The sequence below is a fragment of the Pseudomonas sp. NPDC047961 genome (genome assembly GCF_050272435.1).
Lineage (GTDB): Bacteria > Pseudomonadota > Gammaproteobacteria > Pseudomonadales > Pseudomonadaceae > Stutzerimonas.
On record NZ_JBNNMD010000007.1, the window covers coordinates 145,480 to 166,220 of the forward strand.

The window sequence follows — 20,741 nt, forward strand, 5'->3', positions numbered from 1 at the left end:
GATGCTTTTGCGTTTTACCAAGATGCACGGCCTGGGCAATGATTTCATGGTCATAGACCTGATCAGCCAGCACGCGCACATCCAACCCAAGCACGCCAAGCAATGGGGCGACCGGCATACCGGCGTGGGCTTCGATCAGCTGCTGCTGGTCGAGCCGCCGCACAACCCCGATGTGGATTTCCGCTATCGCATCTTCAACTCCGACGGATCGGAAGTGGAGCAATGCGGTAACGGTGCACGCTGCTTTGCCCGCTTCGTGCTGGACAAGCGCCTGACCATGAAGCGGCAAATCCGCGTCGAGACCAAGGGCGGCATTATCGAGCTGATCGTGCGGCCCGACGGGCAGATCAGCGTCGACATGGGCCCGCCTCGCCTGATCCCGACTGAGATCCCCTTCCAGGCCGACCAACAAGCCTTGAGTTATCCGCTTCAGGTCGATGATCAGCAGCTGGACATCGCTGCCGTATCCATGGGCAACCCCCATGCCGTGATGCGTGTGGAGGATGTCGATAATGCTCCGGTGCACGAGCTCGGGCCGAAGATCGAGCACCATTCGCGCTTTCCTCAGCGGGTCAATGCCGGTTTCATTCAGGTGGTCGATCGTCAGCACGCCAAGCTGCGTGTTTGGGAACGTGGCGCAGGCGAAACCCAGGCCTGCGGGACCGGCGCGTGCGCCGCGGCGGTCGCTGCCATCCAACAAGGCTGGATGGATTCTCCGGTGCAGCTCGATCTGCCAGGTGGCCGTCTGTCCATTGAATGGGCAGGCGCTGGACACCCCGTTATGATGACCGGCCCCGCTGTTCGCGTATTCGAAGGACAGGTTCGCCTATGACCGAGCAAAACCAGGACAAGCCACAGCTGCCCGACGCAGAAGCCGTCGCGGCCTATCTGCGAGCCCATCCGGAATTCTTTGTCGATCACGACGAGTTGATTCCCGAACTGCGCATCCCTCACCTACCTGGCGGCGCGGTGTCGCTGGTCGAGCGGCAAGTTAAGCTGCTGCGCGAGCGCAACATCGAAATGCGCCATCGCTTGTCGCATCTGATGGACGTGGCCCGTGACAACGATCGGCTGTTCGACAAAACGCGTCGGCTGGTGCTCGATCTGCTGGATGCCAACAGCCTGGAAGAAGTCATCGGCGCGGTGGATGAAAGCCTGCGGCACGAGTTCCAGGTGCCCTTTGTGAGCCTGATCCTGTTCAGTGAAACGCCGCTGCCAGTCGGCCGCAGCGTTACCAGCGCCGAAGCCCAGCAAGCCATCAGTGGATTGCTTGGCAGCGGCAAGACAGTCTGTGGTGTGCTTCGTCCGCATGAACTCGCCTTTCTCTTTGGAGAAGAAGAAAGTCGCAGCATCGGCTCGGCTGCGGTGGTCGCCCTGAACCAGCAGCAGGGCATCCTGGCGATTGGGAGCGTGGACCCGCAGCACTATAAGAGTTCACTGGGCACCCTGTTCCTCGGTTACATCGCCGAAGTGCTGACACGCGTACTGCCCTCCTATTCCACGCCGCTGCGCTCGGTGCGTTGAGAACACAGACCACCCGCTACGGGCCAAAACCTGAGTGCCAGGCCCAGCCTTAGGCGAGCCGGCACTCCCAGGAAGCCGCTCATGCAAACCGACCTAGACGCCTACTTCGAACACCTGCGCACCGAGCGACAGGTATCGCCGCATACCCTCGACGGCTATCGTCGCGACCTGGTCAAAGTGCTCTCCTTCTGCGAAAAGCAGCGGCTGCCTGAATGGGGGCAACTCAAAAGCCCGCACGTGCGTCAGCTTATTGCCGAGCAGCATCGCCACGGCCAGTCCGGACGCAGCCTCGCTCGGCTGTTGTCGTCGCTACGCGGGCTGTATCGGTATCTCAACCAGGAGGGCCGCTGCGCCCATGATCCGGCTGCCGGCATTTCCGCACCCAAGGGCGAGCGGCGCCTGCCGCGCTTGCTAGATACCGACCGAGCCATGCAGCTACTCGATGGCGGCGTTGAAGACGATTTCATCGGTCATCGTGATCAGGCGATGCTGGAGCTGTTCTATTCATCAGGGTTGCGCCTGGCCGAGCTGGTCGGGCTGAACCTCGACCAGCTGGACCTGCCCGCGGGACTGGTTCAGGTCCAAGGCAAGGGCAACAAGGCACGGGTGCTGCCCGTAGGCCGCAAAGCGCGCGAAGCCCTCGAAGCGTGGCTGCCAGTGCGCGCGCTGAGCAATCCGCCGGATGGCGCCGTGTTCGTCAGCCAGCAGGGTCGCCGGCTGGGTCCGCGAGCGGTGCAGCTACGGGTGCGCCAGGCAGGCGTGCGTGAACTGGGTCAGCACTTGCACCCGCACATGCTCAGGCACAGCTTTGCCAGTCACATGCTGGAGTCCTCCCAGGATCTGCGCTCGGTGCAGGAGCTGCTCGGCCATGCCGACATCGGTACCACCCAGATCTACACCCACCTGGATTTCCAGCACCTGGCCAAGGTCTATGACCAGGCGCACCCACGCGCCAAACGCAAGCAAGGCAGCGACCAATGAGCATTCGCCTGATCACCTTCGACCTCGACGACACGCTGTGGGATGTCGGCCCAGTCATTCACAGTGCAGAAAACAGCCTGCGCGACTGGCTCGGGCAGCATGCGCCTCGACTGGGCGGGTTTCCGGTGGAGTCGCTCGCTGCAATCCGCCACATGTTGGTTGAATCCGAACCCGGCCTGAAACACCGCATTAGCGAGCTGCGTCGACGCATCCTTTTTCACGCCTTGCATGACGCCGGCTACCCGGAGGGCGAGGCCCGAGATCTTGCCAGTCGAGCATTCGAGGTTTTCCTCGAAGCGCGGCACGCCATCGACCTGTTTCCTGACGTTCACCCCACGCTGGAGCATCTGGCCAATCACTACATGCTCGGCGTGCTGACCAACGGCAACGCGGACGTCCGACGCCTGGGGTTGGCCGACTATTTCCAGTTCACCTTGTGTGCAGAAGACCTGGGGATCGGCAAGCCGGACCCACGGCCGTTTCAGGAAGCGCTCGGGCGAGCGGGCGTAGCTGCCGAACACGCCGTCCATATCGGCGATCACCCCGACGATGACGTCGGCGGGGCGCAGCGCGCCGGTGTCCGTGCCATCTGGTTCAATCCGGGCGGCAAAGCGTGGCAGCATGAAGGCCAGCCTGACGCCGAAGTTCGCAGCCTGGCAGAGCTCCCGAGACTGCTCGCACGGTGGCGGTAACCGAATAACAACCGCGCAGATACGACAAAGCCCAACACGACCGTGTTGGGCTCTGTTGCGATCACACGTTTACCGGCGTGACGCTTCGTCCGATCCCGCCCCTCAGAACCTAGATAGGACGACTGCCGTATTTGCTGTCGGGCTTCTTGGGCGGATCTGCGACCACGTTGGGTTCGACTTCCTGTACGCGTCCCCCGCGTGCCAGAAACTCTTCCATTGCTCGAGCCAACTCGTCACGTTCCTTCTGCTTGGCTTCCAGGCTCGGCAGCTCTTCTACCACAACCGCCTTGGCCTTCTTTTTACTGGTCGGCGCTGCCCGGTCGCTGTCGGTGCTTTCGTCGTCGGCGCTGTTATCTGCTTCGCCGTCATCGGCAGCAGGCAGCTCCTCGCCTTCGTCCTCGTCGTTCGTGTCCAGATCGTCTTGTTCTAATTCTTCGTCGCTCATGTTCAACCTCGTACCTTGCCAAAGCGGAAGTTATAGCCCAGCGATGTGCTTTGTTCGCCATCGCCAAAAAAATTCAACTTGCCATCCCGTGCAACGTGGCCAGAACCTGCCTGGCGCCACCTTGATCCCGGTGCTCACCCAGGTAGATACCCTGCCAGGTCCCCAATGCCAGCCGCCCCTCGCTGACGGGCAAACTTACCTGGCAACCCAGCAGGCTAGCCTTGAAATGCGCCGGTAGATCGTCCGGTCCTTCGTAATCGTGTTCGTATCCAGCTTGGCCCTGCGGTACCAGACGGTTGAAAAACCGTTCGAAATCGCGCCGGACTGCGCCGTCGGCATTCTCGTTGACCGTTAATGAAGCCGAGGTATGACGCAGCCACAGGTGTAACAGACCGATCTCGCATTGTTGCAGTTCCGGCAGTTGTGCAAGCAGCTCGTCGGTTATCAGATGGAAGCCTCGCGGCCTCGGGCGCAGCGTGATGAGTGTCTGTCGCCACATTCTAAAAGACCCCTTCGGCTCCTGAACGCGCGCATTCTAGCGCGGCGCCAGAAAAAACAAAGGGCGCCCTGAGGCGCCCTTGTCGACAGCGGAGAAATCAACGCTTGTTGGTGAACTCGGGATAGGCCTCGAGGCCGCACTCGACGACGTCGACGCCCTCGTATTCTTCCTCTTCGCTCACACGCAGTCCCATGACCGCTTTGAGGATGCCCCACACGATCAGGCTGGCAATGAACACCCAGGCAAAGATCGATACCAGGCCTAGCAATTGCGCGCCGAATGTCGCGTCCGCATTGGTCAGCGGCACCGCCAGCAGGCCCCACATACCCACAACGCCATGCACCGAAATGGCGCCGACCGGATCATCAAGCTTGAGTTTGTCCAGGCCGAGGATGCTGAAAACGACCAGTACGCCGCCCACACCGCCGATCAATACGGACTGCAGCGCGCTCGGGGTTAAGGGTTCAGCGGTAATGGCAACCAGACCGGCCAGCGCACCGTTGAGGACCATGGTCAGGTCGGACTTGCCGAACAGCAGACGGGCGGTAACCAATGCCGCGACCAGGCCACCGGCGGCCGCCATATTGGTATTGGTGAACACCTGAGCGACGGCGTTGGCGTCTTCGATAGTGCTCATCTTCAGCTGCGAACCGCCGTTGAAGCCGAACCAGCCCATCCACAGGATGAACGCACCCAAAGTCGCCAGCGGCAGGTTGGCGCCAGGGATCGCATTGATCTGACCGTTCGGACCGTACTTGCCCTTACGCGGGCCCAGCAGCAGGACGCCTGCCAGGGCCGCCGAAGCACCAGCCATGTGCACCAGACCAGAGCCAGCGAAGTCCAGGAAACCGGCAGCATCGAGGAAGCCGCCACCCCATTTCCAAAAACCCTGCACTGGGTAGATCACACCCGTCATTACCACCGCGAAGGCGATGAACGCCCATAGCTTCATCCGCTCGGCCACCGCGCCGGAGACCACCGACATGCAGGTGGCGGCGAATACCACTTGGAAGAAGAAGTCGGCACGGGTCGAGTAGTACGGTGCGTCTTCACCACCTGCGGCGACCACGTCCACCGCGTTCTCGTCACCGATCAGAAAGCCCAGGCTCGGCAGGATGCCCCCGTCCGGACTGGAGTACATGATGTAGTAACCGATCAGCAGGTACATGATCGACGCCACGGCGTAGAGCACGATATTTTTAGTCAGGATCTCGGCGGTGTTCTTCGCCCGAACCAGACCGGCTTCGAGCATGGAGAAACCGGCCGCCATCCACATCACCAGCGCACCGCAGATGAGGAAGTAGAAGGTATCGAGTCCGTACTGGACGGGTATCAAAGCTGTGCTATCCATTTTTTTATCACCTTTTGCCGAGCGCCTCGCAGCGCTGTTCGGTTAAGGCGCCCGGGTTGGCTCCGGGCGCACTCCGTGTGCTTACAGGTTGTAGCCGCGCTCGTTGTGCAGGCTGAGATCCAGGCCGATGGTTTCTTCTTCTTCGGTGACCCGCAGCCCCATCACCACATCGATCACCTTGAGGATCACGAAGGTGACGATGGCGGTGTAGACGACGGTGAAGAGCACGCCCTTGAACTGGATCCACAGCTGCAGTGCGATGTTTTCCACCTCACCAAAGCCGCCCAGTGCCGGGGCAGCGAACACGCCAGTCAGCAACGCACCCACGATGCCGCCGACTCCGTGCACGCCAAAAGCGTCCAGAGAGTCGTCGTAACCAAGCTTGCGTTTCAGGCTGGTTGCACAGAAGAAGCAGATGACGCCGGAGGCCAGACCGATAATCAGCGCGCCCATCGGGCCGACCGTACCGGCGGCTGGTGTGATGGCGACCAGACCGGCCACGACACCCGAAGCGATGCCGAGGGCGCTGGGTTTGCCGTGAGTGAGCCACTCGGCGAACATCCAGCTCAGCGCAGCCGCAGCGGTTGCGATCTGGGTCACTAACATGGCCATTCCGGCTGTGCCGTTAGCAGCCAGCGAGGAGCCGGCGTTGAAACCGAACCAACCGATCCAGAGCATCGCGGCGCCGACCAGGGTGAGGCCGAGGTTGTGCGGCGCCATCGGCGTGGTCGGGAAGCCTTTGCGCTTACCGAGCACGATGCACGCCACCAGGCCAGCAATACCGGCATTGATGTGCACCACGGTGCCGCCCGCAAAATCAAGCACACCCCAGTCCCACATCAGGCCGCCATCGCCGCCCCAGACCATGTGCGCTATCGGTGCGTAGACCAGCGTGAACCAGACGCCCATGAACACCAGCATCGCGGAGAACTTCATGCGCTCGGCGAACGCACCGACGATCAGCGCTGGGGTGATGATGGCAAAGGTCATCTGAAAGGTTATGAACACACTCTCCGGTACGGTACCGGTGAGGCTGTCAGGCGTCAGGCCGCTGAGGAAGGCGCGACCCAGGCCTCCAACGAAGGAATTGAGGTTGGTGACGCCTGCTTCCATACCGGTGGTATCGAACGCGAGGCTGTAGCCGTAGACCATCCAGAGGATGCTCATCAGGCCGGTGATGGCGAAGCACTGCATCATCACCGACAAGATGTTCTTGGAGCGGACCATGCCGCCGTAGAACAGCGCCAGGCCCGGAATCGTCATGAACAGCACCAGCGCGGTGGCCGTAAGCATCCATGCCGTATCGCCGGAATCAAGCGTTGCCTCCTGCGCCATGGCGATGCCTGGACTTATCAGAGACAAAAGGGCTCCTAGCCCTGCGAATTTTCGCAGAGTCATGGTTTTACTCCTGGGGCGTGGGGGTTCGTAGGCCTGCTAGGCAGGCAATCGCAAATTCTCGGACGGTGCGTGGCGACGTGTCGGGCGTTGCCGCCCGCTCAAACGCGCGCTACGCGTCGGGCCGTCAGATTGCGTCGGTATCGGTTTCGCCTGTGCGGATGCGAATGGCCTGTTCCAGATTCACGACGAAGATCTTGCCGTCGCCGATTTTTCCGGTGTTGGCCGCCTTGGTGATCGCCTCGATCACGCGATCGAGTTGGTCATCGGCGATTGCTACGTCGATCTTCACCTTCGGCAGAAAATCGACTACGTATTCAGCCCCGCGGTACAGCTCGGTATGGCCTTTCTGGCGACCGAAGCCCTTGACCTCGGTGACCGTGATGCCCTGGACGCCAATCTCGGACAGCGACTCGCGTACGTCGTCCAGCTTGAACGGCTTGATGATGGCAGTGACTAGTTTCATGAAACTTCTCCCGTTTAGGTGGACTTGCCCCAGAAGTACGAACCCGGCTCAAGTCTAAGCGCAGTGTCTGGCTCTTGTAACGCGCCGGCGTTGCCGAGCGACCATCCGACACCATCAACCGATCCGACGAAACGTCCCGAATCGCCTTTGCACCGCTACCTGCTGGTGCATGCGTCGTGAGGAGCTAAGCAGAATCGATGCCAGCTTTTTGCAATGCCCGGCGTGTGGCGCTTCGCAAAGGGCGTGCGCGGCCACATCACGGCTCGCCCGCCCGGATAGCGCACCATGCCGGTGCACGACACCGCAACGGCATGCCCGCAAACGTGCACGCGCGTCGGCAGGACGGTCGAATAGCCCGTGTTACACTGCGCGTCGCTCAGAAACAGGTAATGCTCATGTTCCCACCCAAAGCTTTTCTCGACGCCGTCGGCGCGCAGGCCTCGCGGCTATTCAGCGGTGAAAATCCCCTGCCCCGTGCGGAAGTCGAAGCCCAGCTCAAAGGCATCGTGCAAGGTGCGCTGAGCAAGCTCGATGTGGTCAGCCGTGAAGAATTCGACAGCCAGATGATCGTGCTTGCACGCACTCGGGCGCGGCTTGAAGCCCTCGAAGCCAAGGTCGCCGAGCTGGAAGAGAAACTCGCGCCACCCGCGTCCGAATAGGCCGGCTGGCGTCACGATCAAAGGAGTGATCGGATGTCCCTCGCAATTGTCCACAGCCGCGCCCAGGTCGGCGTGGAAGCGCCCACCGTGACGGTGGAGGCGCACCTTGCCAATGGCCTGCCTTCGCTGGCCTTGGTCGGCCTGCCGGAAACGGCGGTCAAGGAAAGCAAAGACCGCGTGCGCAGCGCGATCCTGACGTCCGGCTTCGACTTCCCGGCCCGACGAATCACGCTCAATCTTGCGCCAGCCGATTTGCCTAAAGATGGTGGCCGTTTTGATCTGGCCATCGCGCTGGGCATATTGGCGGCGAGTGGCCAGATCCCTGCGGACCGGCTGGACACGCTCGAATGCCTGGGCGAGCTGGCGCTTTCCGGCGCACTGCGGCCGGTACAAGGCGTGTTGCCCGCCGCGCTCGCGGCCCGCCAGGCCGGGCGCGCCCTGCTGGTGCCGCGAGCCAATGCCGAGGAGGCCAGCCTGGCGTCGGGATTGGTGGTCTACGCCGCCGACCACCTGCTGGAAGTCGCTGCGCACTTCAACGGCGTGACTCCCATCGAACCGTTTCAAGCCCAAGGCCTGTTGCGCCAGGTGCTGCCCTACCCTGATCTCGCAGATGTACAGGGCCAGGCTGCCGCCAAGCGTGGGCTGCTGGTGGCCGCAGCGGGTGGCCACAACCTGTTGTTATCCGGTCCGCCTGGTACCGGCAAGACATTGCTTGCCAGCCGGCTACCCGGCCTGCTTCCACCTCTGGAAGAACAGGAAGCGCTGGAAGTCGCAGCAATTCAGTCTGTCGCCAGCCAGTCTCCCTTGGCGCACTGGCCACAGCGCCCTTTTCGACAGCCCCATCACAGTGCATCAGGGCCAGCCCTGGTTGGCGGCGGCAGTCGGCCAAGGCCGGGGGAAATCACTTTGGCGCATCAAGGTGTACTGTTTCTCGATGAGCTGCCGGAATTCGACCGCAAGGTCCTGGAAGTGCTTCGCGAGCCCCTGGAATCAGGCTGTATCGTCATCGCCCGCGCGCGCGACAAGGTGCGCTTTCCAGCACGCTTCCAGTTGGTCGCGGCGATGAACCCCTGCCCCTGTGGTTACCTGGGCGATTCCAGCGGTCGCTGCCGCTGTTCGCCAGACCAGATTCAACGCTACCGCAGCAAGCTCTCAGGGCCGCTGCTCGACCGCATCGACCTGCATCTGACGGTCGCTCGCGAAGCCACAGCGCTGAACGCACCACTGGCTGGCAACGAAACCACGCAGCGGGTCGCAGCGCAGGTGGCCGAAGCGCGGCGTATTCAACTCAAGCGACAGGGCTGCGCCAATGCTTTCCTCGATCTTGCCGGTTTGCGCAACCATTGCTCATTGCAGCCGGAGGACCAGCAATGGCTCGAGCGCGCCTGCGAACGCCTGGGACTGTCGCTACGCGCTGCGCATCGGATCCTGAAGGTCGCACGCACACTGGCGGATCTTCAGCCGGCCGACGCCATTGGTCGCGCACACCTGGCCGAGGCATTGCAATACCGACCCGGCAACCAGACGGGCTGAAACCCGAAACAGCTTCCTGCCCGGCTCGACGGTCATCGGCAGGGCCCGAAAAGCCTCCCGACAAAGTGAGAAAAATACGCTGCAACTTGCTGCTTGGTGCGGTCAGAACCAAGGGTCCAACCCCATCGCCGCGGAGCGGGGCCCGGTCGAAAGCTGACCAATATGTTAGATTGCGTCCTCTTCGCCACAGGCGGCCACTCCCCAATCGGTTATCAAGGAGCGCAGCATGGAGGCCAACAAGTCTTCCTCTCCCACCCTCAATCCCCCGGTGTTCTACGGCTCTGCCGTGCTCATCCTGTTGCTAGTGATCTACAGCGTCGCCACTCCGGAACATGCTCAAGGCATGTTCAGCGATGTCCAGGCCTGGATCATCGCCAATGTCAGCTGGCTCTACATTCTTGCAGTCGCCATCATCCTGCTGATGGTTGTATTGCTGGCGCTCAGCCGTTATGGCGAGATCAAGCTGGGCCCTGACCACAGCGAGCCGGACTACAGCTATCTGACCTGGTTCTCGATGCTGTTCTCGGCAGGCATGGGCATCGGCCTGATGTTCTTTGGCGTCGCCGAGCCGGTCATGCACTTCCTCTCGCCGCCAGTTGGCGAAGGCGGCACCGTTGCTGCTGCGCGCGAGGCCATGAAGATCACCTTCTTCCACTGGGGCCTGCATGCCTGGGCCATCTACGCGATCGTCGCGATGATTCTCGCCTACTTCAGCTATCGCCAGGGCTTGCCACTGACGCTGCGCTCCGCCCTGTACCCACTGATTGGCGAACGCATCTACGGCCCGATCGGCCATGCGGTAGACATCTTCGCCATTATCGGCACCGTTCTCGGCGTCGCCACTTCGCTGGGGCTGGGTGTCACGCAGATCAACACAGGACTGAATCACCTGTATGGCGTGCCCATTTCCGTCCCGGTGCAGATCGCACTGATTGCGGGCACCACCGTGCTGGCGACTATCTCGGTGGTGACTGGCCTGGACAAGGGCGTACGAAGACTCTCGGAACTGAACCTGACGCTGGCCGTTCTGTTGCTGTTGCTGGTGCTGATCGCCGGGCCGACCGTATTCATCCTGCAGACATTCGTGCAGAACACCGGTAACTACTTCTCACAGATCGTCACCGCGACCTTCAACCTCTACGCCTACGAGCCGAACGACTGGATAGGCGGCTGGACGCTGTTCTACTGGGGCTGGTGGCTGGCCTGGTCACCCTTCGTTGGGCTGTTCATCGCGCGCATTTCGCGAGGCCGCACCATCCGCGAATTCGTCACCGGCGTGCTGCTGGTCCCGACAGCCTTCACCCTGCTGTGGATGACAGTGTTCGGCGATACAGCGATCCACATGATCCTCTGGGAACACGTCACCAGCCTGGGCGAAGCCATCGAGCGAGACAGCTCACTGGCACTGTTCGCCTTCCTCGAGTATTTCCCCTTCGCCTCGCTGCTGTCGCTGATTGCAATCATCATGGTGGTGGTGTTCTTCGTCACCTCGGCGGACTCCGGTGCGCTGGTCGTCGACATGCTCGCCTCCGGCGGTCAAGGCCAGACACCTGTGTGGCAGCGCGTGTTCTGGGCCGGCTCCATGGGAGCGGTCGCCATCGCCCTGCTGCTCGCGGACGGCCTGACCGCGCTGCAGACCGCAACCATTGCCAGTGCCTTGCCCTTCACCATCGTGCTGCTCTGCGCCATGTGGGGCTTGCTCAAGGCGTTGCGCGTGGATGCCACCAAACAAGGCTTGCGCTATCAGACGGTCAGCACCACGCCCACAGCGCCGCAGTCTGAAGGTGGCTGGCGCCGTCGGGTGCAGAACCTGACCAAGTACCCACGCCGTCGCGACGTGGAGCGCTTCATCGTTGCAATCGCGGCGCCCGCGTGCGCTGAAGTGGCGGAAGAACTGCGCAAGCAGGGGTACGCCGTGGAGCTTACAGGCGGTGAAGACAACCGCACCGGGCTGCAGATCACCCATGAGGGCGCGCCTGATTTCATCTATCAGATCCGCCCGCGCGGCTATCCGATGCCGAGTTTTGTCGCCACCGAAGAGGGCGATTCTGACGAGGCGACCTACTTCCGCGCCGAGGTTCACCTCAGGGAAGGCGGGCAGAATTATGACGTGATGGGCTGGAGCCGTGATGGCGTGATCGGCGACATCCTGGACCAGTACGAGAAGCACATGCACTTCCTGCACATGGTTCGCTAAGCAACAACGCGCCGGGCTCTAAGCCCGGCGCTTCGCTTCAGCAACTGGCTTCGGCCGTCCGGCCACGATTGAGAAAGGGCCTGAGCTCCGCAAGCGGCAGCGGCTTGCTGATCAGATAGCCTTGAACCTGATCGGCTCCGAAGCGACGCAGCTGACCGAGCTGAGCGGCGCCCTCCACCCCTTCGGCTACCACCTCCAGACCCAGGTCATGCGCGAGGCTGATCATCGCGCGCACCAGTCGCCCATTCTGCGGGCGCGCTGCCATCTGACCGACAAAACTCTTGTCGATCTTGAGCAGACTGATCGGCAGTCGACTCAGGTGTACGAACGAGGAGAAACCGGTACCGAAATCATCCAGCGAGAAGCGCACACCTAGCGCTGCCAGAGCGTTCATGGTGCCGCGAACCTGATCGCTGCGGCGCATCACTGCGGTTTCAGTGAGTTCGAACTCCAGCCAATGCGGATCCACGCCGCGCTCCTCGATCAGCCGCTTCAGGGTTGCCAGCAACTGGCTGTCCTGAAACTGGCGGAACGACAGGTTGACGGCCATATGCAGCTCGCCAGCACCGCTTTCGCGAAGGCTTTGCATGTCGCGCAGCGCCCGCGCGATCACCCAGTAGCCGAGCGGCACAATCAAGCCGCTTTCTTCGGCCATGGGGATAAATTCGTCTGGCCCGAGAAGACCACGCTCGGCGTGCGGCCAGCGCACCAGCGCCTCCATACCGACGATGCGGCCGGTGTCGATGCAGAGTCGCGGCTGATAGTGCAGCTCAAGGTCATCGCGCCGCAGCGCCCGGCGCAACTCGCCTTCCAGATCAGCAAGGTGACTGGCGCTTCGGTTGACCCGCTCGTTGTAGAGATACCAGGAACAACCTTGACTCGCCTTGGCTTGGCGCATGGCCACCTGCGCCAGCCAGAGCAGTTGGTCGGGGTCCGTATCGGCCTTCGCATTCGCCAGCCCAAGACTGCAGCCGAGCATCAGGGTGTCGCCGTCAATCCAGTAGGGCTCGGCCAGTGCCTCGACAATACGGTCAGCGATCCGATCAGCGCGATCAGGCTGCCGCTCGGTGTCGAGCAACAATGCAAACTCGTCGCCACCCAGGCGGGCCAGGGTGTCACCCACCTCCAGCTGTGCCTTCAGGCGCGCCACGACTTGCAGAATCAGACGGTCGCCAGCCTGATGCCCCAGGGCATCGTTGACCCGGCGAAAGTTATCCAGATCCAGGCACCCAAGCGTCAGTCCTTCTCCTTCGTGCTCGGCCAGGCGCGATGCAAGCAATGCCTGAAACCCTTGACGATTGGCAATGCCAGTCAGCGGGTCCTGCACAGCCAGCCTTTGCAGGGCGCCCTCCAAGTTGCACCGTTCGCGGGCATAGCGCACACAACGCCGCAGCATGTCGGTACTCAAACGGGGACCGGGAAGCCAGTCGATGACACCTTCCGGCAGCTCCGCGGGTTCGTCTTCGAGCAACAGAACGGTAGGCCAGGGGAAGTGCGCCGAGGCGGGGCGACAGCCCGGCGTGGCAATCAACAAAGCGTGACCGGACTCGGCAAGCAGATCAATGGCGGCCGACCAGTCTTCAGCCACGCTCAGCCGATGGCGGCCGCGCACGGACGACAGGGCAACCTGAAGCTCTTCGGTCCACGTGGGCACATCGGCCAGCAGAACCAGACGCATGGGTTGTATAGAAGATGTCACGGTGTTTCCCCGGTTCGTACGGAGCAGAAGGTGGCAATACCACCTCGACGGATACACCTCCCTGTGTGAAGCGGGGCGGCAAGCTGAGCAGCCTAAAGCGGGCGCCGCGGCGCATAGACTAGAGCATTGCAATGGATAACCCAGCCTCGCTGGCGACGACCGGTAGCCGCAGCCGGTCGACAGCACCAATTAACAGCCATAGCCCTGCTAAACTCTCGCCCCCGTTTCGATAGACCAAACGACGATGTCCCGACTCAATCCCCGGCAGCAGGAAGCCGTGAACTACGTCGGCGGCCCCATGCTGGTGCTCGCCGGCGCCGGCTCCGGCAAGACCAGCGTGATCACTCGCAAGATCGCCTACCTGATCCAGCAATGTGGCATTCGCGCTCAGTACATCGTCGCCGTGACCTTCACCAACAAGGCCGCCCGCGAGATGAAGGAGCGCGTCAGCAGCCTGCTACGCGGCGGAGAAGGCCGCGGCCTGACGGTTTCGACCTTCCATAACCTCGGTCTGAACATCATTCGCAAGGAATACGCCAAGTTGGGCTACAAGCCCGGCTTTTCAATCTTCGACGAGGGTGACATCAAGGCGCTGCTGACCGACATCATGCAGAAGGAATACGCCGGCGACGACGGCGTGGACGAGATCAAGGGCTACATCGGCAGCTGGAAGAATGACCTGATCATTCCCGAAGAAGCGCTGGCCAACGCGCGCAATCCGAAGGAACAAACCGCCGCCATCGTCTATACGCACTATCAGCGCACGCTCAAGGCGTACAACGCGGTGGATTTCGACGACCTCATCATGCAGCCGGTCAAGCTGTTCCAGAACCACCCCGAGGTGCTGGAGAAGTGGCGCAACAAGGTCCGCTACATGCTGGTCGACGAATACCAGGACACCAACGCCAGTCAGTACCTGCTGGTGAAGTTGCTGGTGCAGGAGCGCGCGCATTTCACCGTGGTGGGCGACGACGACCAGTCGATCTATGCCTGGCGCGGCGCACGGCCGGAAAACCTGATGCAGCTGAAGGACGACTTTCCCTCGCTGAAGGTGGTGATGCTCGAGCAGAACTACCGCTCCACCAGCCGCATCCTCAAGTGCGCCAACGTGCTGATCGCCAACAACCCGCACGCCTTCGAGAAACAGCTGTGGTCGGAGATGGGTCATGGCGACGCGATCCGAGTGATTCGCTGCCGCAACGAGGAAGCCGAGGCCGAGCGCGTGGCCATGGAAATCCTCACCCTGCACCTGAAGACCCAGCGGCCCTACAGCGATTTCGCCATCCTCTATCGCGGCAACTACCAGGCCAAGCTGATCGAACTGAAGCTGCAGCACCACCAGATCCCCTATCGTCTGTCCGGCGGCACCAGCTTCTTTGCCCGCCAGGAAGTAAAGGACCTGATGAGCTACTTCCGCTTGCTGGTCAATCCGGACGACGACAATGCCTTCCTTCGCGTGATCAACGTGCCGCGCCGGGAAATCGGCTCGACCACCCTGGAGAAGCTCGGCAACTACGCCACCGCGCGCAAGATTTCCATGTATACCGCCTGCGACGAGATGGGGCTGGGCGAGCATCTGGACAGCCGCTTCACTGATCGCCTGTCACGCTTCAAGCGCTACATGGACAACCTGCGCATGCAGTGCGCGCAGAACGACCCGATCGCCGCGCTACGCAGCATGGTCATGGATATCGACTACGAGACCTGGGTGCGCCAGCAGACCTCCAGCGACAAGGCAGCCGACTTCCGCATGGGCAACGTCTGGTTCCTCATCGATGCGCTAAAAAACACGCTGGAGAAAGACGAAGAAGGCGAGATGACCATCGAGGAAGCCATCGCCAAACTGGTACTGCGCGACATGCTCGAACGTCAGCAGGAAGAGGAAGAAGGCGCTGACGGCGTGCAGATGATGACCCTGCACGCGTCCAAAGGACTTGAGTTCCCCTATGTCTTCATCCTTGGCATGGAGGAAGAAATCCTCCCGCACCGCTCCAGCATCGAAGCCGACACCATCGAGGAAGAGCGCCGTCTGGCCTACGTTGGCATCACCCGCGCGCGGCAGAACCTGGCCATGACCTTTGCCGCCAAGCGCAAGCAGTACGGGGAGATTATCGAGTGCATGCCCAGCCGCTTCCTCGACGAGCTGCCCCAGGAAGATCTGGAGTGGGAAGGCCAGGAAGACGCGCCGGTGGAGGTGAAAGCCGCCCGCGGCAACGACGCGCTGGCGGCGATGCGGGCGATGTTGAAGAAGTAGCAGCGCCTGCACGACTCAAGCAAACGTAGATACCGTCTTCCCCATTACCGAGCAAGGGCCACGAAACGCTGGCCCGATTTAAGTACCCCATAGGCGATGTGCGGCAGCTTGCGCATCGCTGCACAGACGATTTGTTTTCCGGATTTTCCTTTTGCACTCAGACGCTCGCGTAGAGCACTAATGGCCGGGTTGTGTGTGAGCGAGCAGACCGCCGGCATGTAGAGCCCAGCCCTCAAGCGAGACGATCCTGTGCGGGATATGCGCGTCTGGCCTTTGTAGGAGCCAGACTCCTGAAGGCGGGGGTTCAACCCGGCATAAGCGGTGATCGCGCGTGAGCTGGCGAAGCGTAACGGATCGCCCAGCTCAGCCAGCAACAGGGCTGCGGAACGATCGCCGATGCCATCACATCAATGCTGGTCAGCAGGTCGCGTTTGTTGCGCAGGTCCGGGTCATCATCGATGTGGTCTCGGATCGCACGGAGCGTCTCTCCGATCTGCCGCTCGACATGGTGCAGCACTGAGTAGATTGAAGCCTGCACACTAGCGTCGGCCAGATCCAGGCGGTTGCGTTCCATTTGTTGGATCTCCTGCAGATCCTCCAAGCGCCGCACTAATGCTTTCAAGCGCCGGACGGCGGGAGGCTCAGGCTGCCAGGCCCGCAGATCGCTCTGGTGCCGCTCGCCATACTCAGCGATGAGTTTGGCGTCGACTTTGTCGGTCTTTACGCGCTGGAGCTGGCTTCGAGCGTAATAGGCGACCTGTGCAGGATTGAGCACGCAGACCTGATAGTCTTTATCGTGAAGCCAGGTCGCGAGCGCTTCATGGTAAGCGCCGGTCGCTTCCATCACGATCCAGGCTTGGGCATTGGCGTGCTTGAGCAGCCACTGCTGGAGCACTTCGAAACCGGCCACCTCGTTTGGCAATTTGGCCTTGGTGCGGTACTTGCCATTGGGCTGCTGGGTGGCGATGTCGAACGTGCGTTTGGCGATATCGATGCCGATGACGCTGGGCATAAGAACTCCTCCTGCTGGTTCAGAAAGATCAACACTTCACTCAGCTCTACCTTGCTGATGCGAGCTCTCGCCGGAGGCGGGCTCTGGATACCGTTCGAGCTGTAAGAGTGAGTATGGAAGGCCGCAGCGCTATCTACGTCGCAGGCTCAAAGCCAAAGGGTGGATACGGCTTTCTGACCTTCCCCCGATGATCAGTCGGGAACTATCACCCCAACATAGCGTGGTAGTCGAGATACAAGGGTGGATCTCGCTACACCGATCCGCCGGGTGGCGCTCCCCCGGTACGTCACGGTGGATCTAAGAAGCGACGTCCACCATACGGCAGCTCAGCCGCTGACAATCGCCTCCAGTTCCCCGGCCGCCACACGCAGGCGCGGCACGAACGCCAGCAGCGACTCCATCGAGCAGCGAATCACCGGCGCATGGGTGAACAGGCAGGCGCTTAGCTCGCCGCGGCCATCGCGCACCGGCACGGCGCAGGCGACCATGCCGTCGATGAACTCCTCCGAATCGGTGGCCAGATCCTCTTCACGTATCCGCACCAGGTCGTCACGCAAGGCACTCAGATCGGTGACCGTGTTGCGCGCCATCTGCCGGATCGGCAGCCTGGGCAGGATGCGCTCCAGCTGGTCGTCCGGCAGCGAGGCGAGGTAAAGCTTGCCGCTGGCCGTGCACCAGAGCGGCGTATGACTGCCGATGGGCAGGTTGATCTGCAGCGGCCAGTTGGTCTGCACGCGATCGAAATACAGCATGTCCAGGCCATCCGGCACCGACAAGCCGCAGGTTTCCCCGACCTCATCGGACAACTGCCGCAGGAGCGCCTGGCGCAACGCCTTGTGGCGGCCGCTGCCAAGGATATTCACCGCCGTCGCATGCAGCCGATCGCCCGGCAGCAAGCCTCCCTTGAGGCCGAACTGCAGAAAGCCCTCCTTCTCCAGTGTCTGCACCAGGCGGTGGGCGCTCGGCTTGGGGATGTCCAGCTTGTCCGCCAATGCACTGGGGGTCAGCGGCTCCGCGGCGCTGGCTACGGCTTCGATGATCTCGAGCACGCGGGTAATGGATGAACCTTTTTCACGGGGGGTACTGCGCATGGTCAATCCCGTTGCAGTAGAAGAAAACGGCCGCCCGAAGCGCGGCAAAGTCTAAAGGATAGATCGCGGACCAGCGCGGAGCGCGGGGCCCGCAGCGTAATCGGTAGGGTGGGCTTCAGCCCACCAGCCGCAAAAACCATGCGCGTCGGCACGCGAATCAGAACGAGCACGCTTCGTCAGCAGTTACGCCTTGCCGCTGCCGATCGGTGGGCTGAAGCCCACCCTACGACGCCGCGATGTCTACTTCATAGTCGGCATCGAGAAATCCGCGCCCGCACGGATACCGGTCGGCCAGCGCCGGGTCACGGTCTTCATTCGGGTGAAGAAGCGCACGCCGTCCGGACCGTGCATGTTCAGCGGGCCGAAGATCGAGCGCTTCCAGCCACCGAAGCAATGGAAGGCCATCGGCACTGGGATTGGCACGTTGACGCCGACCATACCCACCTTGACCTCTTCCTCGTACTGTCGCGCGGTGTCGCCGTCACGAGTGAAGATCGAGGTGCCGTTGCCGAACTCGTGGTCATTGACCAGCTTCAACGCTTCATCGAAGGTTTTTACCCGCACGACCGCCAGCACCGGACCGAAGATCTCTTCCTGGTAGATACGCATCTGCGGTGTCACCCGGTCGAACAGTGTCGGGCCGACATAAAAGCCGTTCTCGTAACCCTCGACCTTCAACCCACGCCCGTCGCAGACCAGCGTGGCGCCCTCCTCCACACCCAGATCGATATAGCCGGACACCTTCTGCTGATGCTCGCGGGTGACCAGCGGCCCCATGTGCGGCTCGGGTTCGACGCCCGTGCCCGGGCCGGTGCGCATCTGGCTGATTTCGCCTTTGAGCATCTCGACCAGATTGTCAGCCACCTCGTCACCCACACAGACTGCCACTGAAATCGCCATGCAGCGCTCGCCGGCCGAGCCATACGCGGCGCCCATCAGCGAGCCAACCACTTGCTGCGGATCGGCGTCGGGCATGATCACCATGTGGTTCTTAGCGCCACCCAGGGCCTGGCAGCGCTTACCGTGCGCTGACGCAGTGCTGTAGATGTACTCGGCGATAGGCGTCGAGCCGACGAAGCTCACCGATTGCACACGCTCATCGGTCAGCAGCACGTCCACGGCCTCCTTGTCGCCATTGACGATATTCAGCACGCCTGCGGGCAGCCCGGCTTCGGCCAGCAATTCACCGAGCAGCATGGTTGCGCTCGGATCCTTCTCCGACGGCTTGAGGACGAAGGTGTTACCGCAGGCGATGGCCACCGGCAGCATCCACAGCGGCACCATGGCCGGGAAGTTGAACGGCGTGATGCCGACACAGACGCCCAGCGGCTGCATCAGCGAGTTCGAATCGATATCGCGGCCGACGTTGGGCGAGAACTCGCCCTTGAGCAGGTGCGGAATGCCACAGGCGAACTCCACCACTTCGAGGCCGCGGGTGACTTCGCCCTGGGCATCGGAGAACACCTTGCCGTGCTCCAGCGAGATCAGCCGGGCGACGTCGTCACGACGTTCTTCGAGCAGCGCCTTGAAGCGAAACATGACGCGAGCACGGACCAGCGGCGGCGTCTTCGACCAGCCTTCGAACGCGGCTTGGGCGGCAGCGATGGCTTCACGGGTTTCGTCGGCCGAGGACAGCGAGACGTAAAGACGTGGCTCACCGGTAGCGGGGTTGTAAACGGTCGAATGGCGTTCGGAACGGCCAGCGACCGCCTCGTTGTTGATCAGGTTACCGAGGGTCTGCATGGGTCACTCCTGGTTCCAGACGGTTTCGTAGAGGTCGATGATTTCAGCTTCGGTGGGCACCCGCGGGTTGTTGCCGGGCGAACCCGAGGCCAGCGCCTGCTTTGCCATGGTTTGGCGCAGTTCGAAGAAGCGCTCGCGGGTGATGCCGAACTGCTCGGGGCTGGGCACCTGCAGTTCCTTGTTGATTGCGCGCAGTTCGGTCAGCAGTTTGTCGTTGGCTGCCTCGACGCTGTCGCCCTCGTCCGCCACGCCCATGGCACGCGCGCAGTCGGCATAACGCTCCGGTGCGGCGGGAATCGAAAACGCCGTGATCGCCGGCAGCAGCATGGCGTTGGACAGCCCGTGCGGCACATGGAAAAACGCCCCGATGGGCCGGCTCATGCCGTGGACCAGCGCCACCGATGCATTTGAGAAGGCAATGCCAGCCAGGGTCGCACCCAACATCATTGCCTCGCGGGTCTGGCGGTTGCTCGGCTCGTGATAGGCCGCACGCAGATTCGGCGCCAGCAAGCGCATGGCCTGCAGGGCCTGGGCATCGCTGTAGAGGCTGGCCTTGCGGCTGACGTAAGCCTCGATGGCATGAGTCAGCGCGTCGATGCCGGTATCGGCAGTAACCCGAGGCGGCAGCGACAGGGTCAGCTCGTAATCGATCAGCGCGGCGACCGGCATGAAGCCGAGGCCGGCGCAGAGCAGTTTCTCGTCGCTGGTTTCGTCAGTGATGATGGTGAAACGGGTCGCTTCTGAGCCGGTGCCCGCCGTGGTTGGGACGGCAATCAGTGGCAGGCCCGCCTCGCTGACATCACGCGGGAAGCGGTAATCGCGTATTTCGCCGCCGAATTTGCCAAGGATGCCGATGGCCTTGGCCGAATCGATGGGGCTGCCGCCACCGAGGGCGATGATCGAATCGTAATCACCCTGACGCACCATCTCGACGCCGGCACGAATCGATGCCGCAGTCGGCTCCGGCAGCGTGTCGGCAAAGCAGTCGCTGGGAATATCCGCGTTGGCCAGGATCTCGCTGATCCGGGCGACATAGCCCAGCTCGACCATCATCCGGTCGGTCACGATCAGTGGTCGTTTGCAACCAAGGTTATGCAGCACGGAGACGATCTGCTGACTGGCGCCGGCGCCGACTTCCATCAGGCGCGGCAGGACGATGCGATGGCTCATTGGCTTCTCCGATAGGGTTCGCGCTGCGCT

17 protein-coding genes and 1 pseudogene are annotated in these 20,741 nt (G+C 62.1%); 8 read left to right on the top strand and 10 right to left on the bottom strand.

Going from position 1 to position 20,741, the window contains the following annotated elements:
• Position 1 precedes the first annotated feature (1 nt).
• The 4 genes from dapF (at position 2) to ACQKIK_RS20760 (ending at position 3,197) form a co-directional block, all read left to right on the top strand.
• Positions 2-832: a diaminopimelate epimerase gene (gene dapF, locus ACQKIK_RS20745; protein ID WP_499137310.1), complete on the top strand. Its 831-nt coding sequence runs from the start codon at positions 2-4 to the stop codon at positions 830-832.
• Complete coding sequence (locus tag ACQKIK_RS20750; RefSeq protein ID WP_046162939.1) at positions 829-1,524, top strand: DUF484 family protein; 696 nt, start codon at positions 829-831, stop codon at positions 1,522-1,524. The genes dapF and ACQKIK_RS20750 overlap by 4 nt, the downstream gene beginning before the upstream one ends.
• Before the next feature lie 81 nt (positions 1,525-1,605).
• Positions 1,606-2,505, top strand: coding sequence for a tyrosine recombinase XerC (gene xerC / locus ACQKIK_RS20755; protein WP_046162940.1), 900 nt, complete (start codon positions 1,606-1,608; stop codon positions 2,503-2,505).
• On the top strand, positions 2,502-3,197 hold the full coding sequence (locus tag ACQKIK_RS20760; protein ID WP_046162941.1) for an HAD family hydrolase: 696 nt from the start codon (positions 2,502-2,504) through the stop codon (positions 3,195-3,197). The genes xerC and ACQKIK_RS20760 overlap by 4 nt, the downstream gene beginning before the upstream one ends.
• Before the next feature lie 109 nt (positions 3,198-3,306).
• On the opposite strand, the gene sutA is transcribed toward ACQKIK_RS20760, so the two are convergent.
• The 5 genes from sutA to glnK all read right to left on the bottom strand — a co-directional run bounded on the left by sutA (position 3,307) and on the right by glnK (position 7,353).
• Positions 3,307-3,642 carry a dormancy-specific transcriptional regulator SutA gene (gene sutA / locus ACQKIK_RS20765; protein ID WP_045430936.1) on the bottom strand — a complete coding sequence of 112 codons (336 nt, stop codon included), beginning with the start codon at positions 3,640-3,642 and terminating at the stop codon, positions 3,307-3,309.
• Between the two features lie 73 nt (positions 3,643-3,715).
• The gene (locus ACQKIK_RS20770; protein WP_046162942.1) at positions 3,716-4,141 is read right to left on the bottom strand and encodes a secondary thiamine-phosphate synthase enzyme YjbQ; all 426 of its coding nucleotides are present in this window, start codon (positions 4,139-4,141) and stop codon (positions 3,716-3,718) included.
• 97 nt (positions 4,142-4,238) lie between these two features.
• Positions 4,239-5,492, bottom strand: a complete 1,254-nt coding sequence (locus ACQKIK_RS20775; RefSeq protein ID WP_046162943.1) for an ammonium transporter — start codon at positions 5,490-5,492, stop codon at positions 4,239-4,241.
• Positions 5,493-5,573: 81 nt separating this feature from the next.
• The gene (locus tag ACQKIK_RS20780) at positions 5,574-6,890 is read right to left on the bottom strand and encodes an ammonium transporter (protein ID WP_045432246.1); all 1,317 of its coding nucleotides are present in this window, start codon (positions 6,888-6,890) and stop codon (positions 5,574-5,576) included.
• Positions 6,891-7,014: 124 nt separating this feature from the next.
• Positions 7,015-7,353 (bottom strand): P-II family nitrogen regulator, encoded by a 339-nt coding sequence (glnK, locus tag ACQKIK_RS20785; protein ID WP_003096476.1) that lies wholly within the window; start codon positions 7,351-7,353, stop codon positions 7,015-7,017.
• A gap of 395 nt (positions 7,354-7,748) precedes the next feature.
• On the opposite strand from glnK, the gene ACQKIK_RS20790 reads away from it, so the two are divergent.
• The 3 genes from ACQKIK_RS20790 (at position 7,749) to ACQKIK_RS20800 (ending at position 11,742) form a co-directional block, all read left to right on the top strand.
• Positions 7,749-8,012: an accessory factor UbiK family protein gene (locus ACQKIK_RS20790; RefSeq protein ID WP_127838288.1), complete on the top strand. Its 264-nt coding sequence runs from the start codon at positions 7,749-7,751 to the stop codon at positions 8,010-8,012.
• Positions 8,013-8,045: 33 nt separating this feature from the next.
• The gene (locus ACQKIK_RS20795) at positions 8,046-9,545 is read left to right on the top strand and encodes a YifB family Mg chelatase-like AAA ATPase (RefSeq protein ID WP_499137311.1); all 1,500 of its coding nucleotides are present in this window, start codon (positions 8,046-8,048) and stop codon (positions 9,543-9,545) included.
• 226 nt (positions 9,546-9,771) lie between these two features.
• Positions 9,772-11,742, top strand: coding sequence for a BCCT family transporter (locus ACQKIK_RS20800; protein WP_127838287.1), 1,971 nt, complete (start codon positions 9,772-9,774; stop codon positions 11,740-11,742).
• A 37-nt stretch (positions 11,743-11,779) separates the two neighbouring features.
• Here ACQKIK_RS20800 and ACQKIK_RS20805 read toward each other — a convergent pair whose 3' ends face one another.
• The gene (locus ACQKIK_RS20805) at positions 11,780-13,420 is read right to left on the bottom strand and encodes a putative bifunctional diguanylate cyclase/phosphodiesterase (protein ID WP_127840584.1); all 1,641 of its coding nucleotides are present in this window, start codon (positions 13,418-13,420) and stop codon (positions 11,780-11,782) included.
• A 265-nt stretch (positions 13,421-13,685) separates the two neighbouring features.
• On the opposite strand from ACQKIK_RS20805, the gene rep reads away from it, so the two are divergent.
• Positions 13,686-15,695 (top strand): DNA helicase Rep, encoded by a 2,010-nt coding sequence (gene rep / locus ACQKIK_RS20810; RefSeq protein ID WP_499137312.1) that lies wholly within the window; start codon positions 13,686-13,688, stop codon positions 15,693-15,695.
• A gap of 44 nt (positions 15,696-15,739) precedes the next feature.
• Here the strand turns inward: rep and ACQKIK_RS20815 are convergent.
• The 4 genes and pseudogenes from ACQKIK_RS20815 to ACQKIK_RS20830 form a co-directional block, all read right to left on the bottom strand.
• Positions 15,740-16,707: pseudogene (locus ACQKIK_RS20815) on the bottom strand (IS110 family RNA-guided transposase).
• Between the two features lie 326 nt (positions 16,708-17,033).
• Entirely contained in the window at positions 17,034-17,798 is a 765-nt protein-coding gene (locus tag ACQKIK_RS20820; protein ID WP_499137313.1) for an IclR family transcriptional regulator, read from the bottom strand.
• A 240-nt stretch (positions 17,799-18,038) separates the two neighbouring features.
• Positions 18,039-19,541, bottom strand: a complete 1,503-nt coding sequence (locus tag ACQKIK_RS20825) for a CoA-acylating methylmalonate-semialdehyde dehydrogenase (protein ID WP_499137314.1) — start codon at positions 19,539-19,541, stop codon at positions 18,039-18,041.
• Positions 19,542-19,544: 3 nt separating this feature from the next.
• Positions 19,545-20,711 (bottom strand): iron-containing alcohol dehydrogenase, encoded by a 1,167-nt coding sequence (locus tag ACQKIK_RS20830; RefSeq protein WP_499137315.1) that lies wholly within the window; start codon positions 20,709-20,711, stop codon positions 19,545-19,547.
• Positions 20,712-20,741 lie beyond the last annotated feature (30 nt).

Excerpts from the sequence above, each read along its gene's own strand:
- dapF (WP_499137310.1), top strand. The coding sequence starts at position 2 with ATGCTTTTGCGTTTTACCAAGATGCACGGCCTGGGCAATGATTTCATG.
- ACQKIK_RS20750 (WP_046162939.1), top strand. The coding sequence starts at position 829 with ATGACCGAGCAAAACCAGGACAAGCCACAGCTGCCCGACGCAGAAGCC.
- xerC (WP_046162940.1), top strand. The coding sequence starts at position 1,606 with ATGCAAACCGACCTAGACGCCTACTTCGAACACCTGCGCACCGAGCGA.
- ACQKIK_RS20760 (WP_046162941.1), top strand. The coding sequence starts at position 2,502 with ATGAGCATTCGCCTGATCACCTTCGACCTCGACGACACGCTGTGGGAT.
- sutA (WP_045430936.1), bottom strand. The coding sequence starts at position 3,642 with ATGAGCGACGAAGAATTAGAACAAGACGATCTGGACACGAACGACGAG.
- ACQKIK_RS20770 (WP_046162942.1), bottom strand. The coding sequence starts at position 4,141 with ATGTGGCGACAGACACTCATCACGCTGCGCCCGAGGCCGCGAGGCTTC.
- ACQKIK_RS20775 (WP_046162943.1), bottom strand. The coding sequence starts at position 5,492 with ATGGATAGCACAGCTTTGATACCCGTCCAGTACGGACTCGATACCTTC.
- ACQKIK_RS20780 (WP_045432246.1), bottom strand. The coding sequence starts at position 6,890 with ATGACTCTGCGAAAATTCGCAGGGCTAGGAGCCCTTTTGTCTCTGATA.
- glnK (WP_003096476.1), bottom strand. The coding sequence starts at position 7,353 with ATGAAACTAGTCACTGCCATCATCAAGCCGTTCAAGCTGGACGACGTA.
- ACQKIK_RS20790 (WP_127838288.1), top strand. The coding sequence starts at position 7,749 with ATGTTCCCACCCAAAGCTTTTCTCGACGCCGTCGGCGCGCAGGCCTCG.
- ACQKIK_RS20795 (WP_499137311.1), top strand. The coding sequence starts at position 8,046 with ATGTCCCTCGCAATTGTCCACAGCCGCGCCCAGGTCGGCGTGGAAGCG.
- ACQKIK_RS20800 (WP_127838287.1), top strand. The coding sequence starts at position 9,772 with ATGGAGGCCAACAAGTCTTCCTCTCCCACCCTCAATCCCCCGGTGTTC.
- ACQKIK_RS20805 (WP_127840584.1), bottom strand. The coding sequence starts at position 13,420 with ATGCGTCTGGTTCTGCTGGCCGATGTGCCCACGTGGACCGAAGAGCTT.
- rep (WP_499137312.1), top strand. The coding sequence starts at position 13,686 with ATGTCCCGACTCAATCCCCGGCAGCAGGAAGCCGTGAACTACGTCGGC.
- ACQKIK_RS20820 (WP_499137313.1), bottom strand. The coding sequence starts at position 17,798 with ATGCGCAGTACCCCCCGTGAAAAAGGTTCATCCATTACCCGCGTGCTC.
- ACQKIK_RS20825 (WP_499137314.1), bottom strand. The coding sequence starts at position 19,541 with ATGCAGACCCTCGGTAACCTGATCAACAACGAGGCGGTCGCTGGCCGT.
- ACQKIK_RS20830 (WP_499137315.1), bottom strand. The coding sequence starts at position 20,711 with ATGAGCCATCGCATCGTCCTGCCGCGCCTGATGGAAGTCGGCGCCGGC.